Origin of the sequence: Glutamicibacter sp. NPDC087661 (assembly GCF_044743275.1) — a bacterium.
Lineage (GTDB): Bacteria > Actinomycetota > Actinomycetes > Actinomycetales > Micrococcaceae > Glutamicibacter.
In genome coordinates, this window is the sequence record NZ_JBIUWE010000004.1 from 246,729 (window position 1) to 266,610 (window position 19,882).

At 61.6% G+C, this 19,882-nt stretch carries 17 protein-coding genes; 6 read left to right on the top strand and 11 right to left on the bottom strand.

Annotated features, from left to right (window positions below; all coding sequences use genetic code 11):
* Nucleotides 1-10: 10 nt before the first annotated feature.
* Nucleotides 11-1,132 carry an enolase C-terminal domain-like protein gene (locus ACIOTN_RS12595; RefSeq protein WP_332594566.1) on the bottom strand — a complete coding sequence of 374 codons (1,122 nt, stop codon included), beginning with the start codon at nucleotides 1,130-1,132 and terminating at the stop codon, nucleotides 11-13.
* Nucleotides 1,113-2,024: a LysR substrate-binding domain-containing protein gene (locus ACIOTN_RS12600; protein WP_105662373.1), complete on the bottom strand. Its 912-nt coding sequence runs from the start codon at nucleotides 2,022-2,024 to the stop codon at nucleotides 1,113-1,115. Before ACIOTN_RS12600 ends, ACIOTN_RS12595 begins: the two co-directional genes overlap by 20 nt.
* A gap of 350 nt (nucleotides 2,025-2,374) precedes the next feature.
* On the opposite strand from ACIOTN_RS12600, the gene ACIOTN_RS12605 reads away from it, so the two are divergent.
* The 3 genes from ACIOTN_RS12605 to ACIOTN_RS12615 all read left to right on the top strand — a co-directional run bounded on the left by ACIOTN_RS12605 (nucleotide 2,375) and on the right by ACIOTN_RS12615 (nucleotide 5,847).
* Nucleotides 2,375-3,988 (top strand): AMP-binding protein, encoded by a 1,614-nt coding sequence (locus ACIOTN_RS12605; protein ID WP_402735443.1) that lies wholly within the window; start codon nucleotides 2,375-2,377, stop codon nucleotides 3,986-3,988.
* A gap of 201 nt (nucleotides 3,989-4,189) precedes the next feature.
* Complete coding sequence (locus tag ACIOTN_RS12610; RefSeq protein WP_402735444.1) at nucleotides 4,190-5,629, top strand: glycosyltransferase; 1,440 nt, start codon at nucleotides 4,190-4,192, stop codon at nucleotides 5,627-5,629.
* Complete coding sequence (locus tag ACIOTN_RS12615; protein ID WP_402735445.1) at nucleotides 5,626-5,847, top strand: hypothetical protein; 222 nt, start codon at nucleotides 5,626-5,628, stop codon at nucleotides 5,845-5,847. The genes ACIOTN_RS12610 and ACIOTN_RS12615 overlap by 4 nt, the downstream gene beginning before the upstream one ends.
* Here ACIOTN_RS12615 and ACIOTN_RS12620 read toward each other — a convergent pair.
* Nucleotides 5,809-6,504, bottom strand: coding sequence for an EAL domain-containing protein (locus tag ACIOTN_RS12620; RefSeq protein ID WP_105662275.1), 696 nt, complete (start codon nucleotides 6,502-6,504; stop codon nucleotides 5,809-5,811). The two genes, ACIOTN_RS12615 and ACIOTN_RS12620, sit on opposite strands and share 39 nt — an antisense overlap.
* A 224-nt stretch (nucleotides 6,505-6,728) precedes the next feature.
* On the opposite strand from ACIOTN_RS12620, the gene ACIOTN_RS12625 reads away from it, so the two are divergent.
* Entirely contained in the window at nucleotides 6,729-7,676 is a 948-nt protein-coding gene (locus tag ACIOTN_RS12625; protein WP_166650757.1) for a GGDEF domain-containing protein, read from the top strand.
* 10 nt (nucleotides 7,677-7,686) lie between these two features.
* Here ACIOTN_RS12625 and ACIOTN_RS12630 read toward each other — a convergent pair whose 3' ends face one another.
* The 4 genes from ACIOTN_RS12630 to ACIOTN_RS12645 form a co-directional block, all read right to left on the bottom strand.
* The gene (locus ACIOTN_RS12630) at nucleotides 7,687-9,177 is read right to left on the bottom strand and encodes a SulP family inorganic anion transporter (protein WP_105656477.1); all 1,491 of its coding nucleotides are present in this window, start codon (nucleotides 9,175-9,177) and stop codon (nucleotides 7,687-7,689) included.
* Between the two features lie 798 nt (nucleotides 9,178-9,975).
* Nucleotides 9,976-10,434 carry a hypothetical protein gene (locus ACIOTN_RS12635; RefSeq protein ID WP_402735446.1) on the bottom strand — a complete coding sequence of 153 codons (459 nt, stop codon included), beginning with the start codon at nucleotides 10,432-10,434 and terminating at the stop codon, nucleotides 9,976-9,978.
* The gene (locus ACIOTN_RS12640; protein ID WP_332486452.1) at nucleotides 10,422-10,868 is read right to left on the bottom strand and encodes a hypothetical protein; all 447 of its coding nucleotides are present in this window, start codon (nucleotides 10,866-10,868) and stop codon (nucleotides 10,422-10,424) included. The genes ACIOTN_RS12635 and ACIOTN_RS12640 overlap by 13 nt, the downstream gene beginning before the upstream one ends.
* A gap of 1,452 nt (nucleotides 10,869-12,320) precedes the next feature.
* Nucleotides 12,321-13,739 (bottom strand): MFS transporter, encoded by a 1,419-nt coding sequence (locus ACIOTN_RS12645; RefSeq protein WP_286134076.1) that lies wholly within the window; start codon nucleotides 13,737-13,739, stop codon nucleotides 12,321-12,323.
* Nucleotides 13,740-13,806: 67 nt separating this feature from the next.
* Here ACIOTN_RS12645 and ACIOTN_RS12650 point away from each other — a divergent pair, with 67 nt between their 5' ends.
* The gene (locus ACIOTN_RS12650) at nucleotides 13,807-14,244 is read left to right on the top strand and encodes a MarR family winged helix-turn-helix transcriptional regulator (RefSeq protein ID WP_105656474.1); all 438 of its coding nucleotides are present in this window, start codon (nucleotides 13,807-13,809) and stop codon (nucleotides 14,242-14,244) included.
* Nucleotides 14,245-14,503: 259 nt separating this feature from the next.
* Complete coding sequence (locus tag ACIOTN_RS12655) at nucleotides 14,504-15,667, top strand: glycerate kinase (protein ID WP_181148782.1); 1,164 nt, start codon at nucleotides 14,504-14,506, stop codon at nucleotides 15,665-15,667.
* 3 nt (nucleotides 15,668-15,670) lie between these two features.
* On the opposite strand, the gene ACIOTN_RS12660 is transcribed toward ACIOTN_RS12655, so the two are convergent.
* From ACIOTN_RS12660 to ACIOTN_RS12675, 4 genes are read right to left on the bottom strand one after another with little or no spacing between them, the layout of a single operon-like run.
* A complete protein-coding gene (locus ACIOTN_RS12660; RefSeq protein WP_105662279.1) occupies nucleotides 15,671-16,342 on the bottom strand; it encodes a GntR family transcriptional regulator in 672 nt (223 codons plus the stop codon).
* Nucleotides 16,335-17,963, bottom strand: coding sequence for an FAD-dependent monooxygenase (locus tag ACIOTN_RS12665; RefSeq protein WP_388024829.1), 1,629 nt, complete (start codon nucleotides 17,961-17,963; stop codon nucleotides 16,335-16,337). The genes ACIOTN_RS12660 and ACIOTN_RS12665 overlap by 8 nt, the downstream gene beginning before the upstream one ends.
* 50 nt (nucleotides 17,964-18,013) lie before the next feature.
* Entirely contained in the window at nucleotides 18,014-18,904 is an 891-nt protein-coding gene (locus ACIOTN_RS12670; protein WP_105656470.1) for a fumarylacetoacetate hydrolase family protein, read from the bottom strand.
* Nucleotides 18,905-18,924: 20 nt separating this feature from the next.
* Nucleotides 18,925-19,809 carry a VOC family protein gene (locus ACIOTN_RS12675; protein ID WP_402735447.1) on the bottom strand — a complete coding sequence of 295 codons (885 nt, stop codon included), beginning with the start codon at nucleotides 19,807-19,809 and terminating at the stop codon, nucleotides 18,925-18,927.
* Nucleotides 19,810-19,882: the final 73 nt, after the last annotated feature.

Here is a 19,882-nt window from a genome sequence, read left to right on the forward strand (position 1 = left end):
GGGATCTCCTTTAGTTCGAGGTGGAAAGCACGTGGTCCTGGCGGTAGCGCGCCAGCTTGGATTCGTCGATGGCGGCGCCCACGCCGGGCACGGTGCGTACCGGAATGCGGCCGTTGACGATCTGCAGCGGCTCGGCGAGCAGGTCATCGGCCATGTCCAGGAAATTGGACAATTCGCCGGCGCGGCGGCTGGTGGCTTCGAAGGCCGCGCCGAAGGTCACCGTGGCCAGCGAACCGACCTGGGTGTCGATCTGGTTGCCCATGGTGACATCCACGCCCAGCCCGGTGCACAGGCCCAGGATTTCGGTGGCTTCGGTGAAGCCCGAGCGGGCGGTCTTGATGCAGATCGCGTTCGCGCCGCCGGAGAGCAGCTCGCGCGAGGCATCGCCCGCGGTGGGCGCGGACTCGTCGGCGACGATCGGGATCGGGGAGCGTTCGACCAGGCGGCGTCGGCTCATCGCTTCCTTGGCATCGCACGGCTCTTCGAGCATGGTCAGACCCAGGCCCTCGGTCTGGCGCAGCACCTCCATGGACTCGTTCGCGCTCCAGCCGCGGTTGGCGTCCAGGTAGAGCTCCACGTCCTCGCCCAGCCCTTCGCGCAGCACGCGGCAGGCCTCGATGTCCAGGGCGAGCGGGCGGCGGCCGACCTTGAGCTTGAAGGTGGTGATGCCGTACTGCTCGCCGAAGCGCAGGGCCTCGTCGAGCAGCTCCTGGGCGGGCTTGAAGCCGAGCATGTGGCTCACGCGCATCGAGTCGGTGAAGCCGCCGAGCAGCTTGTGCACCGGCGTGCCCAGCGCCTGGCCGATGGCGTCCCAGACGGCGATGTCGATCGCGCCCTTGGCCACCTGGTTGTGGATGGTCCTATCCAGCACCTGGCGGATCTTGGCGCGGTCCATGATCTCCAGGCCGATCAGCTGCGGGGCGAAGACATCCTGCACGATCGCGACGATGGACTTCTGCGTCTCGCCGTAGGTGTACGGGCGCGGCGGGGCGTCGGCGGTGCCGATCACGCCTTCGTCGGTGTGCACGCGGATGAGCACGTGCTCGGCGGTGTGCACCTCGCCGCTGGCAAAGCGCAGCGGGTGGTTGTAGGGGATGGCGTAGGGGATTGTTTCAATCCGCTGGATTCGCATCGGGGTCCAGCCTTTCTAGGGGGTTGAGCAATGTGCAAAGTTCCAGGAAGTTGCGCACCAGCGCAGACTCGTTGCCGGCCTTCCAGGCGATCGCCAGGTCGACGGCCGGTGCGTTGCGCAGCGGCCGGAAGGTGATCCGGGTGCTGTGCGGCAGGTAGTGCGTGGTGGGCAGCAACCCGATGCCCAGGCCCGCGGCGACGAAGGTGAGCAGGGTGGAAGTCTCGCTGGCCACCTGCGCGATCTGCGGGGCGAAGCCCACGCGGCGGCAGGAGTCCATGATGATGTTGTTCACCGCGGAGGATGGCGGGTAGCAGATGAACTTCTCGCCAGCCAGCTGTTCCAGGTCCAGCTCATCGTGGGCGGCGAGCGGGTGGCCCAGCGGCAGCGCCACGGCCAGGTGGTCGCGGTCCAGCAGCATGTAGTCCACCTCGGTGCCGCGCACCGGCGGGCGCAGGATAGCCAGGTCCAGGCGTCCCTCGACCAGTCCCTCGACCATCTGCGGGGTGAGCATTTCGCCCTGCACGTTCAGCTGCAGGCCCGGCATCTGCTGGGAGCTGGCTTCGATGAGCTTGGGCATGATGCGCGAGGTGGCGCTGCCGGTGGAACCCAGTCGCAGCACGCCCAGCGCGCCTTGGCCCACGGTGCGCACATCGCGGGAGAGCTGGTCGAGCTCTGCAAGCAGGATGCGCCCGCGGCGCAGCAGCAGCTCACCGGCGTTGGTCAGTTCCACCTTGCGCGTGGTGCGGATCAGCAGCTGGGTATCCAGGGTCTCTTCGAGCTGCTTGATCTGCTGGGAGAGCGGGGGCTGCGCGATATGCAGGCGCGCCGCTGCGCGGCCGAAATGGCGTTCTTCGGCGACGGCGACAAAGTAGCGAAGTAGTCTCGTGTCCATGGTGCTCCGATCGTCGGACCGCGCGTCGAATGCGCAGAAGACGCTTGCTGGCAACTCTAACGCGGCGATCCAAGAGGGTGAAATACTTATTCTGGGTCGATTGAGAGTCTACAAGTATGAATTCTTGGGTCGCACTGTATTCAACGATTGATTTCCAGACCGGAATCACGCCGGGAGGCACTGGACTGCCATGGACCGCCACGGCCCCATGTCGCCACTTGGCCACCAGCACGGCTCCTTCCTGGTGCTTGGCAGCGGGACGGCTCGCGGCTAGGGTGTGAATGTGACGCTGGGCACATGTTTCGTGTCCGCGCAGATTCCGACGAGGCGATCCATGAAGGGGTACGCAGATGAAGGCTTATGCCCAGGGCGAGAGCGGACCGCAGCTGATCGAAGAGACGATCGGAGCCAGCTTCGAACGCACCGCAGCCCGCTTCGGCCCGGCAGAAGCACTGGTCGAAGCGGCCAGCGGACGGCGTTGGTCATGGAATGACCTGGATGCGCAGATCAACGCCCTGGCCAAGGGCCTGCTGGCCGCCGGCCTGGAGGCGGGAGACCGGGTGGGCATCTGGGCGCCTAACTGCGCGGAATGGGTATTCTCGCAATACGCCACCGCGAAGATCGGCGTCATCCTGGTCAACGTCAATCCTGCCTACCGCACCCACGAATACGCCTACGCGGTCAACCACTCCGGGGTGCGCCTGCTGCTGGCGGTCTCCGAATTCAAGACCAGCAACTACCGTTCGATGGTGGAGGCGACCCGCGCCGACACCCCGAGCCTCGAACGCGTGGTCTACGTGGACACCGGGGACTTCGCGCAATTGCTGGCCGAGGGCGAGCAGGTCAGCGACGAGGAGCTGGCCGGGCATCTGGCGGCCACCAAGCCCGGGGACCCGATCAACATCCAGTACACCTCGGGCACCACCGGCTACCCCAAGGGCGCGGTGCTCAGCCACCGCAACATCCTGAATAACGGCTACCAGGTCACCGGCATGATCGACCTGGACGAGCACGACCGGCTGTGCATCCCGGTGCCGTTCTACCACTGCTTCGGCATGGTGATGGGCAACCTGGGCTGCACCTCCCGGGGCGCGACCATCGTCATCCCGGCCCCGGGCTTCGATGCCGAAACCACGCTGAGGGTAGTGGCGGAGGAGAAGTGCACGGGCCTGTACGGGGTGCCCACGATGTTCATCGCCATGCAGAACCTGCCCAATTTCAAGGACTACGACCTCTCGTCGCTGCGCACCGGCATCATGGCCGGATCCATCTGCCCGGTCGAGGTGATGCGCCGCTGCATCGACGAGATGGGCATGGACGGGGTGTCCATTGCCTACGGCATGACCGAGACCTCGCCGGTCTCCTGCCAGACCCGCAGCGACGACGATATCGAGCGCCGCACCTCCACCATCGGCCGGGTGCACCCGCATGTGGAAATCAAGGTGGTGGACCCGGTGAGCGGCGAAACCCTGCAGCGCGGGGAAACCGGCGAATACTGCACCCGCGGCTACTCGGTGATGCTCGGCTACTGGAACGACGAAGACAAGACCCGGGCGGCCATCGACGACGAGGGTTGGATGCACACCGGCGACTTGGCGGTGATGCGCGAGGACGGGTACTGCACCATCGTGGGCCGCATCAAGGACATGGTGATCCGCGGCGGGGAGAACATCTACCCGGCGGAAATCGAGGAATTCCTCTACAAGCATCCGGATATCGAGGACGTGCAGGTGATCGGGGTGCCCGATGAGAAGTACGGCGAGGCGATCTGCGCCTGCATCCGCATGAGGGACGGCCGCGAACCCCTGGACGTCGCGGCCATCGGCGAATACTGCACCGGGCATCTGGCGCATTACAAGATCCCCGCCTACGTGCAGATCCTGCAGGATTTCCCGACCACCGTCACCGGGAAGATCCGCAAGAACCAGCTGCGCGAGGATGCGGCGAAAGTGCTCGAACTGTAGCCAAATGCCACCAGGCAGGGGCGCAAGGCACAGCGTTGCTTTGGGTGGAGGTGACCTTGGACATAAATACTGCGTCGATGATTTTTCCGACTGCTAGTTTTCCAAGTAGCTTGCCTTGGGCAAGCCTGGCATGATTCGCTGATCCAGATCAGGTCCAGGCCAGGGGTTGCCAAGGAATCCGAACGTGAATGGGGCGCGTACTTGCAGAAACATTTCAGCCGCTTAGTGGGCATCGCTGTCATTTTGATCGTCGTTCTCGCGGCCTCGCTCTTGGCCTGGGCGTTGAGCATGGGCGGGAAGCCTGCGCTGATGTGGAACCCGATCGAGGTCCATATCGGAAAACTCTGGACTACTTTCTACAGCACCGAGCTGCCGGATCTGTCCATCCTCGCTTTCGCCGTCGCCGCAGCAGTCTTCCTGGTGCTGCTGGTGGTCCTGGGCGAACGCTTTGTCACCTGGCGCTATCGCCGGACGCCGATCCAGAAATCGAGCCGGCCGCTGGCGCCCAAAGCGGTGATGGCCCGGACGCGGGGCATCTACGCCGGGCCGGTGACCGTGACCGTGCTGATCCCGGCGCACAATGAAGAAGCCTCCCTGCCGTACACCCTGAAAGCACTGGAAGAGCAGAGCTTTGCCCCCTCGAGCATCATCGTGGTTGCCGACAACTGCACCGACCGGACCGTGCAAGTTGCCCGCGAGCACGGGGTCGAGGTGTTCGAATCGGTGGAGAACAAGCACAAGAAGGGCGGCGCGCTGAACCAGGCGCTGCACTCCATCCTGCCCGGGATGGGCGATAACGACTGCGTCATGGTGATGGATGCCGACAGCCAGATCGGCGCGGACTTCCTGGCAACCGCCCGGGACCGCTTCACCTGGGACCGCGCGCTGATGTCCGTGGGCGGGCTGTTCCACGGAGAAGAGGGCCATGGGCTGATCGGCCAGTTCCAGCGCAATGAGTACACCCGCTACCAACGCGAAATCGGCCGTCGCGACGGCCGGGTCTTCGTGCTGACCGGAACGGCCTCGGTATTCCGCGCGACGGCCCTGCGCGAAGTGGCTGCGGCACGCGGGAGCATGCTGCCGGGCACCTGCGGCGAGGTCTACGACACGGAGGCTCTGACCGAAGACAACGAACTGACCATCGCGCTGAAAACCCTCGGCGCGCTGACCACATCGCCGCAGGACTGCACGGTGGTCACCGAGCTGATGCCCAACTGGAAGATGCTGTGGGCGCAGCGGCTGCGCTGGCAGCGCGGCGCCTTGGAGAACCTGGGCGCGTACGGAGTCACCCCGCAGACCACGCGGTACTGGGCCCAGCAGATCGGCATCGGCTACGGCGTGATCGCGCTGTTCAGCTATTTCGCGCTGATGATCATCATGCTGGTCTCCATGGACAACTGGGTGTGGTTCCCCTTCTGGATGCTGCTTGGAGCGCTCTTCGCTGTCGAGCGCGTGGTCACGGTCTGGCACGGCGGCTGGAAAGCCAGGATCATCGCCGCGCTGGTGATTCCGGAATTGGTCTATGACGCCTTCCTGGACCTTGCGTTCCTCAAGGGCGTAGGGGATATCGCGTTTGCCCGGAGCGCGGATTGGAAGCACGTCGACCACGCGGGCGCCGCACGTAAGGAAAGCACCTCATGATGAATCACCTCGTCCAGATTCCACATGGAATCATTCTTCACGAGAGCGTTCTGCTCAGTGATTGGTTCGCGGTGCTCGCTTCGTTCGTCGCGATCAACACCGTGCTCTATCTGGTCCTGGGACTGGCCAAGCTGCTGCCGGTGATCCGGATCCGCAGCTCGCGGGGACGGGAACGGCGCTCAGAAACCCGGAATATCGATCCCGAGGCGTCCGTGTAGCTCATGCATCGCAGCTGGCAACCCCGCAAGCTCTATGCCCGGGCTGAAATAGAAGCCCTGCGCATAGTCGAAGTCCAGCTTCCGGGCCAGATCCAGATGTTCACCGGTTTCGATCCCCTCGACCAGAGTTCTGGCACCGATCTCGCGGGCAGCGGCCAGCAGGATGTCAACGTGTTCGCGAGCCTGCGTCGATGCCAGGTAGCGGATGAAAAGCGAACGGTCCAGCTTCACAATGTGCGGCTTCAGCCGGAGGATGCGCCCCCGCGTTGCATAGCCGATGCCGGCATCGTCAACCAGCAGCAGGCAGCCGAGCTCATCTGCATGGATGCGGGCGGCATCGCAAACTTCCGGCGCGGACTGCTCGTGCAGTTCCAGGCCCCAGAGCAGCCGGGGATCGAGTGCCGGCTCTGAGTGCGCGAACGCCCTGATCGCTGGACCCGAAGCATTCATGGTGAGCAGCAGCCCGTCGGGCAGGCCTTGGCTGGATTCGACAATGCGCTCCAGAGCGCGAAGCTCAAGTTCTACCAGGTTGCCTTCGGTCCGGGCCGCGGAGAAATGCTCGTCAGGGCTGCGCCCGTCGCTGAAGCGCGCCAGTGCCTCGAAACCCAGCAGCGTTGTGGAACGCAGGTTGATCAATGGCTGGAATACGAACTTCATGGACTACCTAACCTGGCGGTATGGGCTGGCAACTTGATTGCTGATTAGGCTGTTGCTACGAATGAGATCTTACCGCGCCACTGGCCGGGATCACGCGGTTAAGATGAATTAAAGAGAAAGCGGGTGATGGCATGCCGAGGACAATGGATCGGCGGTCAAACGACGACGGAATTTGGTGGAGCCGGTTCCTGCCAGCCAGGCTCCGCCGCATCAAGCGATTGGAAGTGGCTGTCACAGGGATGGTGGCAGTTTTCCTGCTGCTTTTCTATGTGGTCAACCTGGGCAATGATTTCAGCTCTCCGCTCTTCCAGAAGCTGGCGGTAGCCAGGGTTGCCGGGGCGCTGGGGCTGGTGATCGCCGTGTGGTGGATGCTGGATCGTTTTCCGTTGTGGATCGCCTATCTCGGGGCCCTGGCCGAACTGTCGGCCTTCGTGGTCTTCGTGGGTTTTTCGCTAAACCATGAGCAGATCGTCTTCAGGCTCCAGGAATTTCCGCTCATCGCACTGTACATGTCGTGGCTCTTTCCCCCGGCCGTCACCCGGTGGACCATCTACCCGATCATGGCTTTCACGATTCCCTACTCGGTGTTCTTCGGCCCTGCTGTGGGCACCGAGCACCAAAGCGGGCTGTTGAACGTGCTGAGCTTGGTCTTCTTCACCGTCGCCGGGATGTTCGTCGGCCTCTACGTCAAGCGCCGGTTCCGCCAGCAAACCCAGATCGACGCATTGACCGGGGCCTTGAACCGCGTCGGGCTGGCCGTGCGCGGCGATGCCGCCTTGCTCTCCTCCCGGAAATACCGCAGGCCCCTGGCTGTGGCGCTGCTGGACCTGGACGGATTCAAGGAGATCAACGACCAAGGCGGCCACGAAGCCGGGGATCTTGCCTTGAAGCAACTGGTGCGGCATCTGCGCAGTGCCACGCGGGCCGGGGACCTGGTCAGCCGCTTGGGCGGCGATGAATTCGTGCTGGTTTTCCCTAATACGACCCGTGGCCAGGCTCAGGTGCTGATGGAGCGCATCGAGCTTACATCGCCGCTGGCGTGGAGCTTCGGAACGGCAGAAGCCCGCACGGATGACAACTTGAGCACGATGATTCTCCGTGCCGACCGGGACATGTACTCCTCCAAGCGCCTGCGGACGGCCGAACGCGGAAAGAGCGCGGAGGGAAGCTGAGCTCCGTGCCCTAGTTCAGCTTCCCGCCCAGGCGGTCCTGCATCTTCTGGCTGGCCTCGTTCAGGCCGCGGATTTCCACGGTTTTCCCGTAGTTCTGGTACTTGGTGCGGATCGAGTCCAGGGCGGCGATGGTCGAGGCGTCCCACAGGTGCGAATCGGACATGTCGATGATGACCTTCTCGGGGTCCTGCGCGTAGTCGAACTGGGTGTACAGGTCGTTCGAGGAGGCGAAGAACAGTTCGCCGTTGACCTTGTACACGGCGGCATCCGGGGTTGCGCTGCGATCCACGGTGACCATATGCGCCACGCGATTGGCGAAAAGCACCATCGCCGAGAGGATGCCCGCCCCCACGCCGATGGCCAGGTTGCTGGTGATCACGGTGAGCGCCACGGTGATGGCCATGACGAAGGTTTCGCTCTTGGGCATCATCTTCAGCGTGCTCGGTCGGATGGAATGCCAGTCGAAGGTGGTCGCCGAAACCACGATCATCACCGCCACCAGGGCCGCCATCGGAATCTGCGCGACAATGTCGCCGAGCAGCACCGCGAGCAGCAGCATGAAGATGCCGGCGAAGGCGGTGGAGATGCGGGTGCGCCCGCCGGAGACCTTCACGCCCACCATGGTCTGGCCGATCATCGCGCAGCCGCAGATGCCGCCGAAGAAGCCGGTGACGATATTCGCGGTGCCCTGTGCCCAGGACTCGCGGGTCTTGCTTGACGGGGTATCGGTGATGTCATCGACCAGCTTGGCGGTCAGCAGCGATTCGAGCAGCCCCACGAAGGCCACCGCGATCGCGTAGGGCGCGATGATCTGCAGGGTCTCCAGGTCCAGCGGCACCCCGGGCAGGTGGAAGATCGGCAGCGAATCAGGCAGTTCGCCCTTGCCGCCCACGGTCGGAACGGCGACCTTGGCAAAGATGGTGATCGCGGTGAGCACCACGATGGCGATCAGCGGAGCCGGAACCGCCTTGGTGATCTTCGGGAAGAAGCACACGATGGCCACGCCCAGGATCACCAGCGGGTAGACCATCCACGGGACATTGCGCAGCTCGGGCATCTGCGCCCAGAAAATCGAGATGGCCAGGCCGTTGACGAAGCCGATCATCACCTGGCGCGGGATGAAGCGCAGCAGCTTGGCCACGCCCAGCAGCGCCAGTGATACCTGGATGATGCCGGCCAGGACCACCGTGGCGAAGAGATACTCCACCCCGTGGGTGCGCACCAGCGGTGCGACCACCAGAGCCACCGCGCCGGCAGCTGCCGAAATCATCGCCGGGCGCCCGCCGGTGATCGCGATGACCACCGACATCGTGAAGGACGCGAAGATGCCCACGCGCGGGTCGACTCCGGCGATCACGGTGAAGGCGATGACCTCGGGGATCAGTGCCAGGGAGACTACCAGGCCGGCGAGCAGCTCTGTCTTGAGCAATCGCGGGGACTTCAGGGTGCGCAGCACCGACTGTCGTTGCAGGGGCGTCAGTTCAGCGGTCGCGGTACTCACCGGGGCTCCGTTTCGTCAGATGTCCCAGGGAAGGGAAATTGGGAACCCGTCTACGTTATCGCACCTATGCCCGATTGGGCTCAGGGCTGCAGATCGGACGCAGGCGCTGACCGTCATTCGGGAGGTACGCGCTCGCCGGTTGGGAGAATGAACAGATTGCTCAACAGTCAGAGCCCAGGCCTGGTACTCTCCACGAGGTCTTTACTGAGAAAGCACCGTTTCCTGCCAAATTACGCTGCGGAGCCAATCAATCCACGGTGGGTTGTGGTTACGACTACTGAATGTTCCTATCGACGAGATTTCCATTCCGCTGTCGAAGTTTCGTGGTGACGAGCGGTGCATGCTCGAATCCACATGGAGGAAGGTCGGTACTTTGTTCGCACGGATTTCATCAGTGCTGCGCGGTCCTGCGAATCGTTACTTTGGTGCCGGTGAGGGGTGAATATCAAAATTGCCGTCACAACCCTGCTGTGGGTCTAAGTCGGAGAAATTGAAGCGCACGGTAGGCACAGCCGACTTTTTTAACTGCTGAACCAGATCGTATGGCCTCCATCGGCATGCCACATGACCGGAGGCCAAATGCAGTGTCTGAATCACAATATTGAATTGTAGGCTCGATGGCTCGTCTGCTGGTCTGACAGTCGGTTGCATGAGCAATGCTGAAAATTTCAGCGATGTTCGGTACGGGTCAACCTGTCTCCTTTGGTGCGGCCATCATCACGCTGAGAAGCCACGCCTGGTTTGCCCCCTTTTCACGTTCGGCAACTTCACATACTGGCGTAAGGAACTGGATGCTTATCACAAAAGCTCGCCGACACCGCGAAGGTTTATTTCACCGAGGCTGACTCTGTGCAGATATTGACCCGGTGCTTCTTGCTCAGCGGTGTCCCGACTGCAATGTAGGCCTGTAGGCTGTGGGGACTCCATGATTCCGAAGATTGGATTCCCATCGCCATCCTCGTCGTACGGCAATAAAGTAGTATGCGTGAGATACAGAATGCCGCCCCCTGTCAGTTCCATGCCTTCAGTATTCTGGACCTTCCGAGCTTCCCAGCTGACTTGAGTTTCTGGGTACTTTTCCTGAATCTCATAGCATTCACGCTCACTGGCCACGATCGCAATTATTGGCTCTATGTGTTCTAGATCTGGAAACGGGCTGGGTTGTTTACCGTAGACAACGAAAACCATCAGTTCCTCTGAATATTTCGATCTAAGACGATTCTTGATTTTTGTCAGGATATTGCTTAGAGGCGGCATCGAACCCCCTTCTGCACAGGAGCATAAGCATCAGCATAGTAAGTCTTGCCATTGTAGACAATTGTTCCGAGGGTGCGACCTGACCAAGTGGTCGTTTTTGCAGATTTACATGTCAGCGCGTGATTTGTCTGCTGGAAGACAGTCGGGTAGTAGGTGCCATTATGTTTACCAGCTTTTATCTTTTGGGCTGGCTGGCCAATCGCGCGACCACCCTTGACCCACCACGCAAGCCGCTTAAAACGTGCCTGGGAAGAATGGTGGATCGCAGTGACTTTCTTGGTGCAATAGGTAGTGGATTTGAAGCCACCCGTCTCGTACTTCCCGGATTTTCTGGTGTGAAAACCTTCGGCCACGATCTTGCAAGGCCCATAGTTAACCTTTGCCATGGTCCCCACGTTGAATCCCGCTTGACGCAGTTCATCCATCATGTTCATTTTGGCTACTGCTTCGGCAGGTGATGCCGCTTCAATGTAGTTGGATTCTGCAGAGGTCTTTTCGGAGAAAAAAATCTTTCGTTGAAAGGGCGTATTCCGAGGACTGCTGCAACGTGTAGGTTTCGCCAACCGGAGTTTCAACAGCTTGCGCCGTCCCTGGCGATACAGTCACCAAAGACAATGCAAGGGGTAATGCGACAAAGGAAAGTTTCATCATTATGGCCTAAGTCGAATATTAAACATTTAGATATGAATGGGACGTTTTTATTATCGATAGTAGTGTAACCGATTTTCGAGAATCTACCATTGGTCCAAGTCCGCACATGGAATTTAGGTTCCACGGCCGCGGGGTGCGGTTATTAGGAACTTTGGCCATTCTGATACCCCTGGTAGCCCTGATCGCAACTCTCCTTCCATGCCGTAATCATGATGCCCAAATTCTCCTTCGCACGGTCGATGCCGTTGGTTACGAGATCTTGGGCCGCGCCTTCGTATTTCTCGATGGTTAGATATAACGTTCTGCTTACAAGGAGCCCATAACCGTCAGCCGGAGCTGCGATATAGGAGTCAAGCGAAATTAATAGTCACAATTCAGTCACTCCGGATGTTTTTAAGCCCGACGTTAATGCATATAGGACAGGCTCGACTTAGCCCCTCAGCCGACCGATTCACATCGGGGTCACTAAATCAGGTCGCAGATGGCACCTAGATCGTAAGACTTGTGGACGGACCAGGCTGTTGCCGAGGACCGCGGATAAAAGTATTGAGAAATTCAGGACATGATAGCCCCGGGGGGCGAATCGGGGTTAGATTCACGAACGACTTTCAATGCCAAAATGTATACCCTTTTCGATATGTCCATCCATGAAAGCGTGTGTGAGCGGAGCCAAAAGTTGCAGGTGAGCGAGCTGCGATCGACCGGAACAAGTGTTTGCCGAACGTGGGGTATCGTCATGGTAAGTAGTGCCTCCGAGGTGGAACAAGGGCAAGGCGCTATTGAGGCCAGAGGGCGGGTCGTTGATCCAATCTGTTCAATAAAGGGCGAGTAGCTCTGTAGGGCAACTCACTTAAAGTGGGCACCCAACTACCCGACTATCCGCCGGCCGGTTAAAATCGTAACCCCGGCGAATTGCTTTGCCGGGGTTACTCGATCATCACTCGCACCTTCATGAGGTATTTACCACTGTAGGGTGCAAAGCTATGCCGGCGCTGAGCGCCAACTGCAGGTTTGGGGAATTGCTTCAACTCCATGAGGGCGGGCCGCAGGGCCGGCGGACTGCTGGACACGAGCAAAAAGGTTTTGGATACAGAAACTGGCACTGTCGCAAGACCGACAGTGCCAGTTTCTACGTCATCACTCGCACCTTCATGAGGTACTTAATACTCTAAGTTGGCATTCTGTGGATGCGGTAAGCATGCACTGCGCGTAGGCCATGGATCCCTGGAGGTGAACTAGATCTTCTCCGGGGCGGGCTTGGCCAGTGCCGGGATGCACAGGGCGATCAACCCCGCCAGCAAGGAGATTCCCGCACCGAGCCACAGGGTCATGTGGAACCCGGCTTCGGAGGGCAGTACCGTGCCGTGGAAGTCGGTGGTCATCTGGGCCAAAACCAGGCCAATCACTGCCGCACCCGAGGTGGTACCCAGCGAACGCATCAGGGTGTTGAAGCCGTTGGCGGCACCGGTTTCGCTGCGTGGCACTGCGCCCATGATGATGGCTGGCATTGCGCCGTAGGCCAGGGCCACGCCAGAGTTGATGACCAGGCTGGTGATCAGCAGGCCCCAGAGGCTGCCCATGCCAATCTGGCCTACCGCGTAGCCAGCGGACATGATGAAAATACCCAGCACCAGGGTGAACTTTGGGCCCTTGGCGCTGGTCAGTCGACCGCCCACAGGGGAGAGGAAGAGCATCATCAGGCCGGCTGGAGCCATCCAGAGGCCGGCGGCCAGTACGCCCTGCCCCAGTCCGTAGCCTGCCTCGGTAGGCATCTGCAGGATCTGCGGCATCACCAGCGAGCTGGAATACATGCCGAAGCCCACGAAGATCGAGGCGATATTGGTCAACAGCACCCGGGGTATTGCGGCGGTGCGCAGGTCCACCAGCGGTGCACTGGTGCGTAGTTCCCATACTCCCCACAGCAGGAAGACGATGACCGCGCCGATCAGCAGGCTCAGTACCAGCGGGGAAGCCCAGCCCCAGGTGGAGCCCTTGGAAACGCCGAGCATCAGGGCGATCAAGCCGATGGCCAGGCCGATGGCACCAAGCCAATCGAAGCGGGTTTTCGCGCCGATGGTTGGAATTGCCGGAATGAACTTCAAGATCAGTGCGGCCACCACAACGGTAATCGCCGAACCGAAGAAGAACAGCACGCGCCAGGAAGAGAACTCGATCAGCGCTGCGGAGAGCGGCAGGCCGATCGCACCGCCCACACCAAGGGTGGCTGAAACCGTGGCGATGGCTGCCGGCAGATGCGCCTTATCCACGAGGTCGCGCAACATTGCGATACCCAGAGGGATCATGCCTGAACCAAAGCCTTGCAAGGCCCGGCCGATGATCATGACGGTGACATTTGGTGCCAGGGCACAGATGATTCCACCGAGGATCAGCGGGATGGCCAGGATCAGGATCATTCGGCGTTTGCCGAACATATCACCGAGACGACCGGAAATCGGCATCACTACGGCAGCTGCCAGCAGGGTCGCGGTGATGATCCATGCGGTGTTATCCGGTGAGGTGCTGAAGATTCCAGGCAGCTGGGGGATCAGTGGGGCAACCATCGTCTGGGTGAGCGATGAGGCGATGCCTGCCGTGGCGAGGATGCCGACGGCGAGTCCGGATTTCGGATGTCCGGTGGGGGTGGGGTTGGGCACAAGAGCCTTCCGGGATAAATGTGTAAGCTACATACTGTATGTATTTTACACATTGGAGAAGTTTGGAATGAAGCGCCATCTGGAACAGATCGAATACGAGCAGCTCATGCTCAGCCGCTACACCATCGCGCAGCAGCGCCAGTTCGGTGGTGTCGATCGCAGCGTGTACCTGCTGATGAGTCGCATTCAGGCCCAGGGTCCGCTGAGTATCGCGGAACTAAGCCACGGGCTGAGGCTGGACAACTCCACCCTGCAACGCCAGGTAACCCATGGAATCGACGATGGCTACCTAGAACGCATCGCAGATCCCGATGGCCATATTGCGCGTAAGATCACGCTGACCGACCTGGGGTTGGCGAAGCTGGAGCATGCCCGCGAAGTAACCCTCCATGCCCTGGATCGAATCCTGAATGAGTGGGAGGCTGAGGATGTTGAGCAGTTCGCCGGCTACCTGCAGCGCTTCAACGCTTCCATCGAGGAGTACCGCGACTCCCAGCGGGACTAATCACGAACTTGGTTAAAGAAAGATTCCCGCCGGGCAATATCCGACGGGAATCCTTACGATCATCACTCGCACCTTCAAGAGGTGTTTTAAACTCTAATGCCGCTTTCTGTGCCATTCCTTTGGCGGAGCTAGCTATTAGCGATGCACTTGAAAAGCATCTGCGAGCCAGACAAATGCACATAAGCAGGCCCCGAACTTCGCTCGAACTACAGTCAAAAGACCATAGGTGCAGGTCTCAAGAGTGCCTAGGCTGATGGGTATGACTTCAACCCAGCATTCGATGCCCTGCAAGGTGGCCATTGTGCCCGACTCCTTCAAGGGAAGTGCCCGCGCCAGCGGGGTAGCCGCGGCCTTGGCACGAGGCTTCAGCAAGGGTGCGGCTAGCCGGTCGCGGGCGGTCGAGATTACCGCGGTGCCCTTCGCCGACGGCGGCGAGGGAACCCTTGAAGCGTTGATCGACACCTGGGGGACCGAGGCGATCGCACTGGAGACCACCGACGCCTTGGGGCGCCCGGTCACCTCCCGGCTGGGGCTTTCGGCCGACGGGAAAATCGCGGTGGTGGAAGCGGCCGAAGCAGCCGGGTTGCCGCAGGTGAGCGACGTGCCACGGCAACCACTGGATGCCACTACCTATGGGTTGGGCACACTGGTATCTCACGCGCTGGACCTAGGGGTCGCCCGGATCATCCTGTGCCTAGGCGGTTCAGCAACCACCGATGGCGGAACGGGTTTGCTCAGCGCACTGGGCGCAAAATTCTTGGACGCCAACGGGGAGCAGCTTCCCGCAGGGGGCGGGGCACTGAACCAGCTGTCGCGGATCGACGTTTCGCAGCTGGATGCCCGGGCCGGGCAGGTTAACTGGCAAATCGCCTGCGATGTCACCAACCCGCTACTGGGCGCCAAGGGTGCGGCTGCGATCTTCGGTCCGCAAAAGGGCGCCAGTGAAAATGATGTCCAGATTCTGGATCAGGGGTTGGCGCAACTGGCCGATGTTTTGGAAGCCAATACCGGCCGGGCACTGCGTGAGCAGCCGGGCATGGGGGCTGCCGGCGGGATTGCGGTGAGCCTAGGGTCCTACTTCGAGGTGGAGCTGGTGCCGGGCTGGGATTTGGTGGCCAAGGTACTTGGTGCCCATGAAATTCTGGCCGACGCTGACCTGGTGATCACCGGTGAAGGCCGGCTGGATGCGCAATCCTTGGACGGCAAGGTAGTTTCCGGGGTGCTGCAGGCTGCCGGTGAACAGGCCGAGGTGATCGTGGTGGCCGGTTCGGTGCAGCTGTCCGATGAGCAGCTGGAGGCCTCGGGAATCCTGGCCGCGTACTCGATTGCGCCAGGTCCGGCCACGCTGGCAGAACTTTCAGCAAACACCATGGAGCTAGCCGAGCGCACAGCTTTCAGCGTGGCCCGAACCTTCCTGCGCTAGGCGCTAGAAAATATCCAGCTTGAGCAGGCCGGCATCCAGAATAATCTTGGCCGAAGCCTCATAGTGGGTTCGCAAGCGCGCAGCCAAGGCAGGTGCATCCCGATCAAGTGCCGCCTGCAGCATGGCCTCATGCTCGGCCTCAACATTTCGGTGCGTGGCACCCTGCGAAGCGGCCGCCCAACGCCGGTAGAGCAACGTGGAATTGGCCAGGTTGGCCGACAGCTCAAGGATCGGCGGGCAGGCGCATGGAGCCAGCAGCAGCTGATGGAAATCGCGGTGCGCCTTACCCCATTCAGGGGTGAACTGCTCCGGGTTATCTTGTTGCCGGCGCGGTGCCTTGGACAGCCTGTAATGCGTGGCAATCAGCGCGGACTCCCACTCCAGATCCCCGCGGGTGATGGCCAGATTGACCGCCAATTCCTCGGTGACACAGCGCAGCTCAGTCTGATCCTGCAACTGCTGCAGGTTCAGCTCCGGTACGAAAAATCCGCGGTTGGGGATCGCCGCCACCAAACCCTCACCGGAAAGCCGGGTGAGGGATTCGCGGATAACGGTGGTGCTGGTGGAAAAACGCTGGGCCAGATGCGGGGGAGCAAGGCGCTCGCCGGGCATCCACGCGCCATCAAGGATGGCTTCGCGGATGCCGGACAGGGCAGCTTCTGCTGGCCTAGCCACGAGTTCCTTGCTTGGCGGCACCGAAGGTGCGCAGCACGGTGGCCTTGGCGCTGAGCGCTTCCAGAAGTTGGTCGACCTCGCGTGCTGGTGCAATGCCTGCTACATAGTAGTCTGGACGCACCAGCAGTACGGTACCGGTGGCGGTATCGAAGACCCGGTTGATGTCCTTGGCCCTCACGCTATCGCCGTCCTGATTGGTGAAGACCAGCTGGGATCCGGCAGCCACCTCAATGGTGTTCCAGCCGGCCGACAGCAGCTCGTCGAGCATCACAGTGGCGCCATTGACCTCAAGGTTTGGCTGCGGAAGCATGCGACCGGCAAAGTTCTGGGCCAGGTGCGGAACCCCGGAAACCGGTGCGGCGACGGTGCCGGTGGTGTAGTGAGGCTGCTTGAGGAAGCGCATGCCGGTTAGCCAGCGGTTCAGCGGTGGGATGATGCGGGTGCTGGTGACCACGGCATCGCGCACGCGGGTGATCACGGGGTTGGTGTTCATCACTACCCAGCCGATGCGCTTGGAAAGCTTGACCATTTCCTCGGCATGCGGGCGACGCTCGGTTTCGTAGTCATTGATGAGCACTTCGCTTGCTTCACCCTTGATGACCGCGGCCAAGCGCCAGGCAGCACCCACGGCGTCGCGGATGCCGGCGTTCAGCCCCTGCCCGGCGAAGGGCGGCATCAGGTGCGCGGCGTCGCCGGCCAACAGGATGCGTCCCTTGCGGTAGGTGTCGGCGATGCGCTGGTGTGCGGTGTAGACCGCGGCGCGGCGTACGGAGACCACGTTGGTGTCCTGGAATGGTGCGACCAGGGCGGTGATGGATTCGGGGGTGATCATCGCGTCGCCATCTTCGTGATCGAAGAGCATGAATTCATAGCGGCGGCGGCCACCGACCCCGGGGACCACTACGGCCGGGCGCTGCCCGTTGCAGTGGAAGGACGCGAAAGGTTCGGGGTTGCCGGGCACATCCAGCAGATCCACCACGATCCAGCGTTCGGTTTGGGTGGAACCCTGCAGGCCGATGCCCAGTTCGCGGCGGGTGAAGGAGCGACCGCCGTCGCAGGCAAGTACCCATTTGGCTTTGAACTCGAGGGCGGTTTCTTCGCCTTCTGCTACTGCGTAGGGGTTCTGCCCGGTGTCTGCTGCCTTGGAGCCGTTGAATCCGGTGGTGGCTTCGCCGGTGCGGGTGGCGTGCACGATCACGTGGTCGGCATGCTGTTCGATCCTGGTGGCCGCGGTGGCGTAGTGCAGGCCCAGGTTCTGGCGCAGTGTGGCGGCCTCGTAGAGCAGGCCTTCCATGATTGGCTGGTCGAACTGGCTCTTGCCGGGCTGACCTAGGCGGGGTGTGCCGGGGCGAACGTCGGCAATGACCTTGCCGCCCAGGCCGAAGTAGCGGGCACCGGTGTCCATGAGCATCTGCGGTCCCAGCTCATCCATGATTCCCAGGTGCGCCATGACGCGCAGGGTTTCATCGGTGGCGCTGATGGCACGTGGCTCATCGCCACTGCCCGGGTTCTTCTCGATCAATGCAACCTGCAGGCCGGTATCTGCCAGCAGGTTGGCGGCGGTCAGGCCGGTGGGACCCGAGCCGATGACCAGGACGTCGATTTCATGAGACTGTGCCACTGCCCGCTACTTCCTTTGTGCTTCGTGTATTAACAGTGCGCGGCTGCGCGTCAGGCGGTGGCGCCGGCGGTGGCCTGTGCGCCGGCCAGCAGCGTAGCCTCGTCGGCCACGGTGTTGCGCAGGATGCCCAGGCCGGTGATCTCGACCTCGACGACGTCGCCGTGGTTGATCAGGCCCTCTGGGCCGTAGAACAGGCCCACTCCGCCCGGGGTGCCGGTGACGATCACGTCGCCCGGGTTCAGCTGGGTGAAGCCGGTGACGTAGTTGATCAGGGTCGGGATGTCGAAGACCAGGTTGGATACCGGGGCGTTCTGGCGCACTTCGCCGTTTACGCGGGTTTCCAGTACGGCGGTGGTGATGTCGCCCAGATCGGCTGCAGGAACCAGGTACGGTCCGAAGCCGCCGGTGCCCGGGAAGTTCTTGCCCGGGATCCACTGGCTGGCTGCCTTCTGCCAGTCGCGCACCGAGAAGTCGTTGTAGCAGGCGTAGCCGGCGATGTGGTCCCAGGCGTCTTCCTTCTCCACGTGGAAGGCTTCCTTGGAGATGACCAGGGCCATTTCGCCCTCGTAGTCGAACTTGGTGGTGGAAGTCGGCTTGACCGCAGGAGCCAGGTGGCCCATCTGCGAGTCGGCGAAGCGGGTGAAGACGGTCGGTGCGGTCTGCCCGGTCTTGCCCGACTCTTCCTGGTGGGCCAGGTAGTTCACGCCGATGCAGATGATCTTGCCCGGGTTGGTCACCGAGGGCAGGAAGTCGATCTCGGCCTCGGCAATGGTTGGCGCGCCGGACAGGTCCAGCTGGGTGCCGAAGATGCCCTTTTCGATCGCGTCGCGGGTGTTGGCGGCCAGGTTCTTGCCGGTGGGGCCCAGGTCGTAGACGGTGCCGTCGATGGACACGCCCCAGGTTTCGGTGCCGTCAGCTGCCTTGAAGGATACGTACTGCATGGTGGTGCCTTTCGGGTGTTCTAGATGAAGGTTTTCAGTTCGGTGACAGTGGGAATGCCGAAGGTGCGGAAGTCCTCGGTGCGGCGGTTGGACCACATGTTCCACCAGTTCTCGTCTTCGCCCCAGACAATGGGATCGCGCTCATCGTCGTAGATCTGCTCCAAATCGGTGTAGAGCTCCACGACCGCGCCGGAGGTTTCCACGTAGTAGGCGGCGATATTGTGGCCGGCGCCGTGGCGGACCGGGCCCCAGATCAGTTCGCGGCCGGCCGCGCCCAGACGGTCGCCGAGCTTGGCGAGGTCGCCGATCGACTGGACCTGCCAGGCGTGGTGGTGGAAGGTGCCCTGGCCCTTGATCAGCGCGATGCCGTGGTGATCCGGGTTGCAGCGCATGAAGTAGGCGAAGTCATCCCCGATGACATCCGAGAGGCGGAAGTCGAAGATCCGGCGCAAAAATTCCATCATGCCGCGCACGTCGCGCGGGTGGAAGTTGATGTGGCCGTAGCGGTCCGGGCCGAAGGAAAGCAGGCCGCGGTCGTTGTGCTGCATGCCGGTGTAGACCTCGAAGATCCAGCCTTCGGGGCCGATGAACGAGAAGCCGTCCTGCACGCCGGCGGAGACCGGGGTTTCGGAGACGATTCTGAAGTTCTCGTTGGCTACGCGCTTGCGGATCTCGCGCAGCGCGTCGCCGTTCTGCGCGATCAGGCCCAGGGAGTGGATGCCGTTGACTTCGGACTCGACGTAGGACAGCTCGTGGTGCACTGAGTTCGCTGCGAGGTAGGCCTCGTTGCCGGTGCGTTCGGTGACGCGCAGGCCGAGCAGCTGCGTGGCGTCGAAGATGGATCCTTCGATGTCATTGGTCTGGATGGACACGTGGCCCATTTCCCTGATTAATCCCCAAGCCATGGTGGATCCCTTCTGTAGCCGATAAAAATATTGTGATCTAAATAATTAGATTATTTGCATTAAGTTAGATTGT

Excerpts from the sequence above, each read along its gene's own strand:
- ACIOTN_RS12595 (WP_332594566.1), bottom strand. The coding sequence starts at position 1,132 with ATGCGAATCCAGCGGATTGAAACAATCCCCTACGCCATCCCCTACAAC.
- ACIOTN_RS12600 (WP_105662373.1), bottom strand. The coding sequence starts at position 2,024 with ATGGACACGAGACTACTTCGCTACTTTGTCGCCGTCGCCGAAGAACGC.
- ACIOTN_RS12605 (WP_402735443.1), top strand. The coding sequence starts at position 2,375 with ATGAAGGCTTATGCCCAGGGCGAGAGCGGACCGCAGCTGATCGAAGAG.
- ACIOTN_RS12615 (WP_402735445.1), top strand. The coding sequence starts at position 5,626 with ATGATGAATCACCTCGTCCAGATTCCACATGGAATCATTCTTCACGAG.
- ACIOTN_RS12620 (WP_105662275.1), bottom strand. The coding sequence starts at position 6,504 with ATGAAGTTCGTATTCCAGCCATTGATCAACCTGCGTTCCACAACGCTG.
- ACIOTN_RS12635 (WP_402735446.1), bottom strand. The coding sequence starts at position 10,434 with ATGCCGCCTCTAAGCAATATCCTGACAAAAATCAAGAATCGTCTTAGA.
- ACIOTN_RS12640 (WP_332486452.1), bottom strand. The coding sequence starts at position 10,868 with ATGAACATGATGGATGAACTGCGTCAAGCGGGATTCAACGTGGGGACC.
- ACIOTN_RS12650 (WP_105656474.1), top strand. The coding sequence starts at position 13,807 with ATGAAGCGCCATCTGGAACAGATCGAATACGAGCAGCTCATGCTCAGC.
- ACIOTN_RS12655 (WP_181148782.1), top strand. The coding sequence starts at position 14,504 with ATGACTTCAACCCAGCATTCGATGCCCTGCAAGGTGGCCATTGTGCCC.
- ACIOTN_RS12670 (WP_105656470.1), bottom strand. The coding sequence starts at position 18,904 with ATGCAGTACGTATCCTTCAAGGCAGCTGACGGCACCGAAACCTGGGGC.
- ACIOTN_RS12675 (WP_402735447.1), bottom strand. The coding sequence starts at position 19,809 with ATGGCTTGGGGATTAATCAGGGAAATGGGCCACGTGTCCATCCAGACC.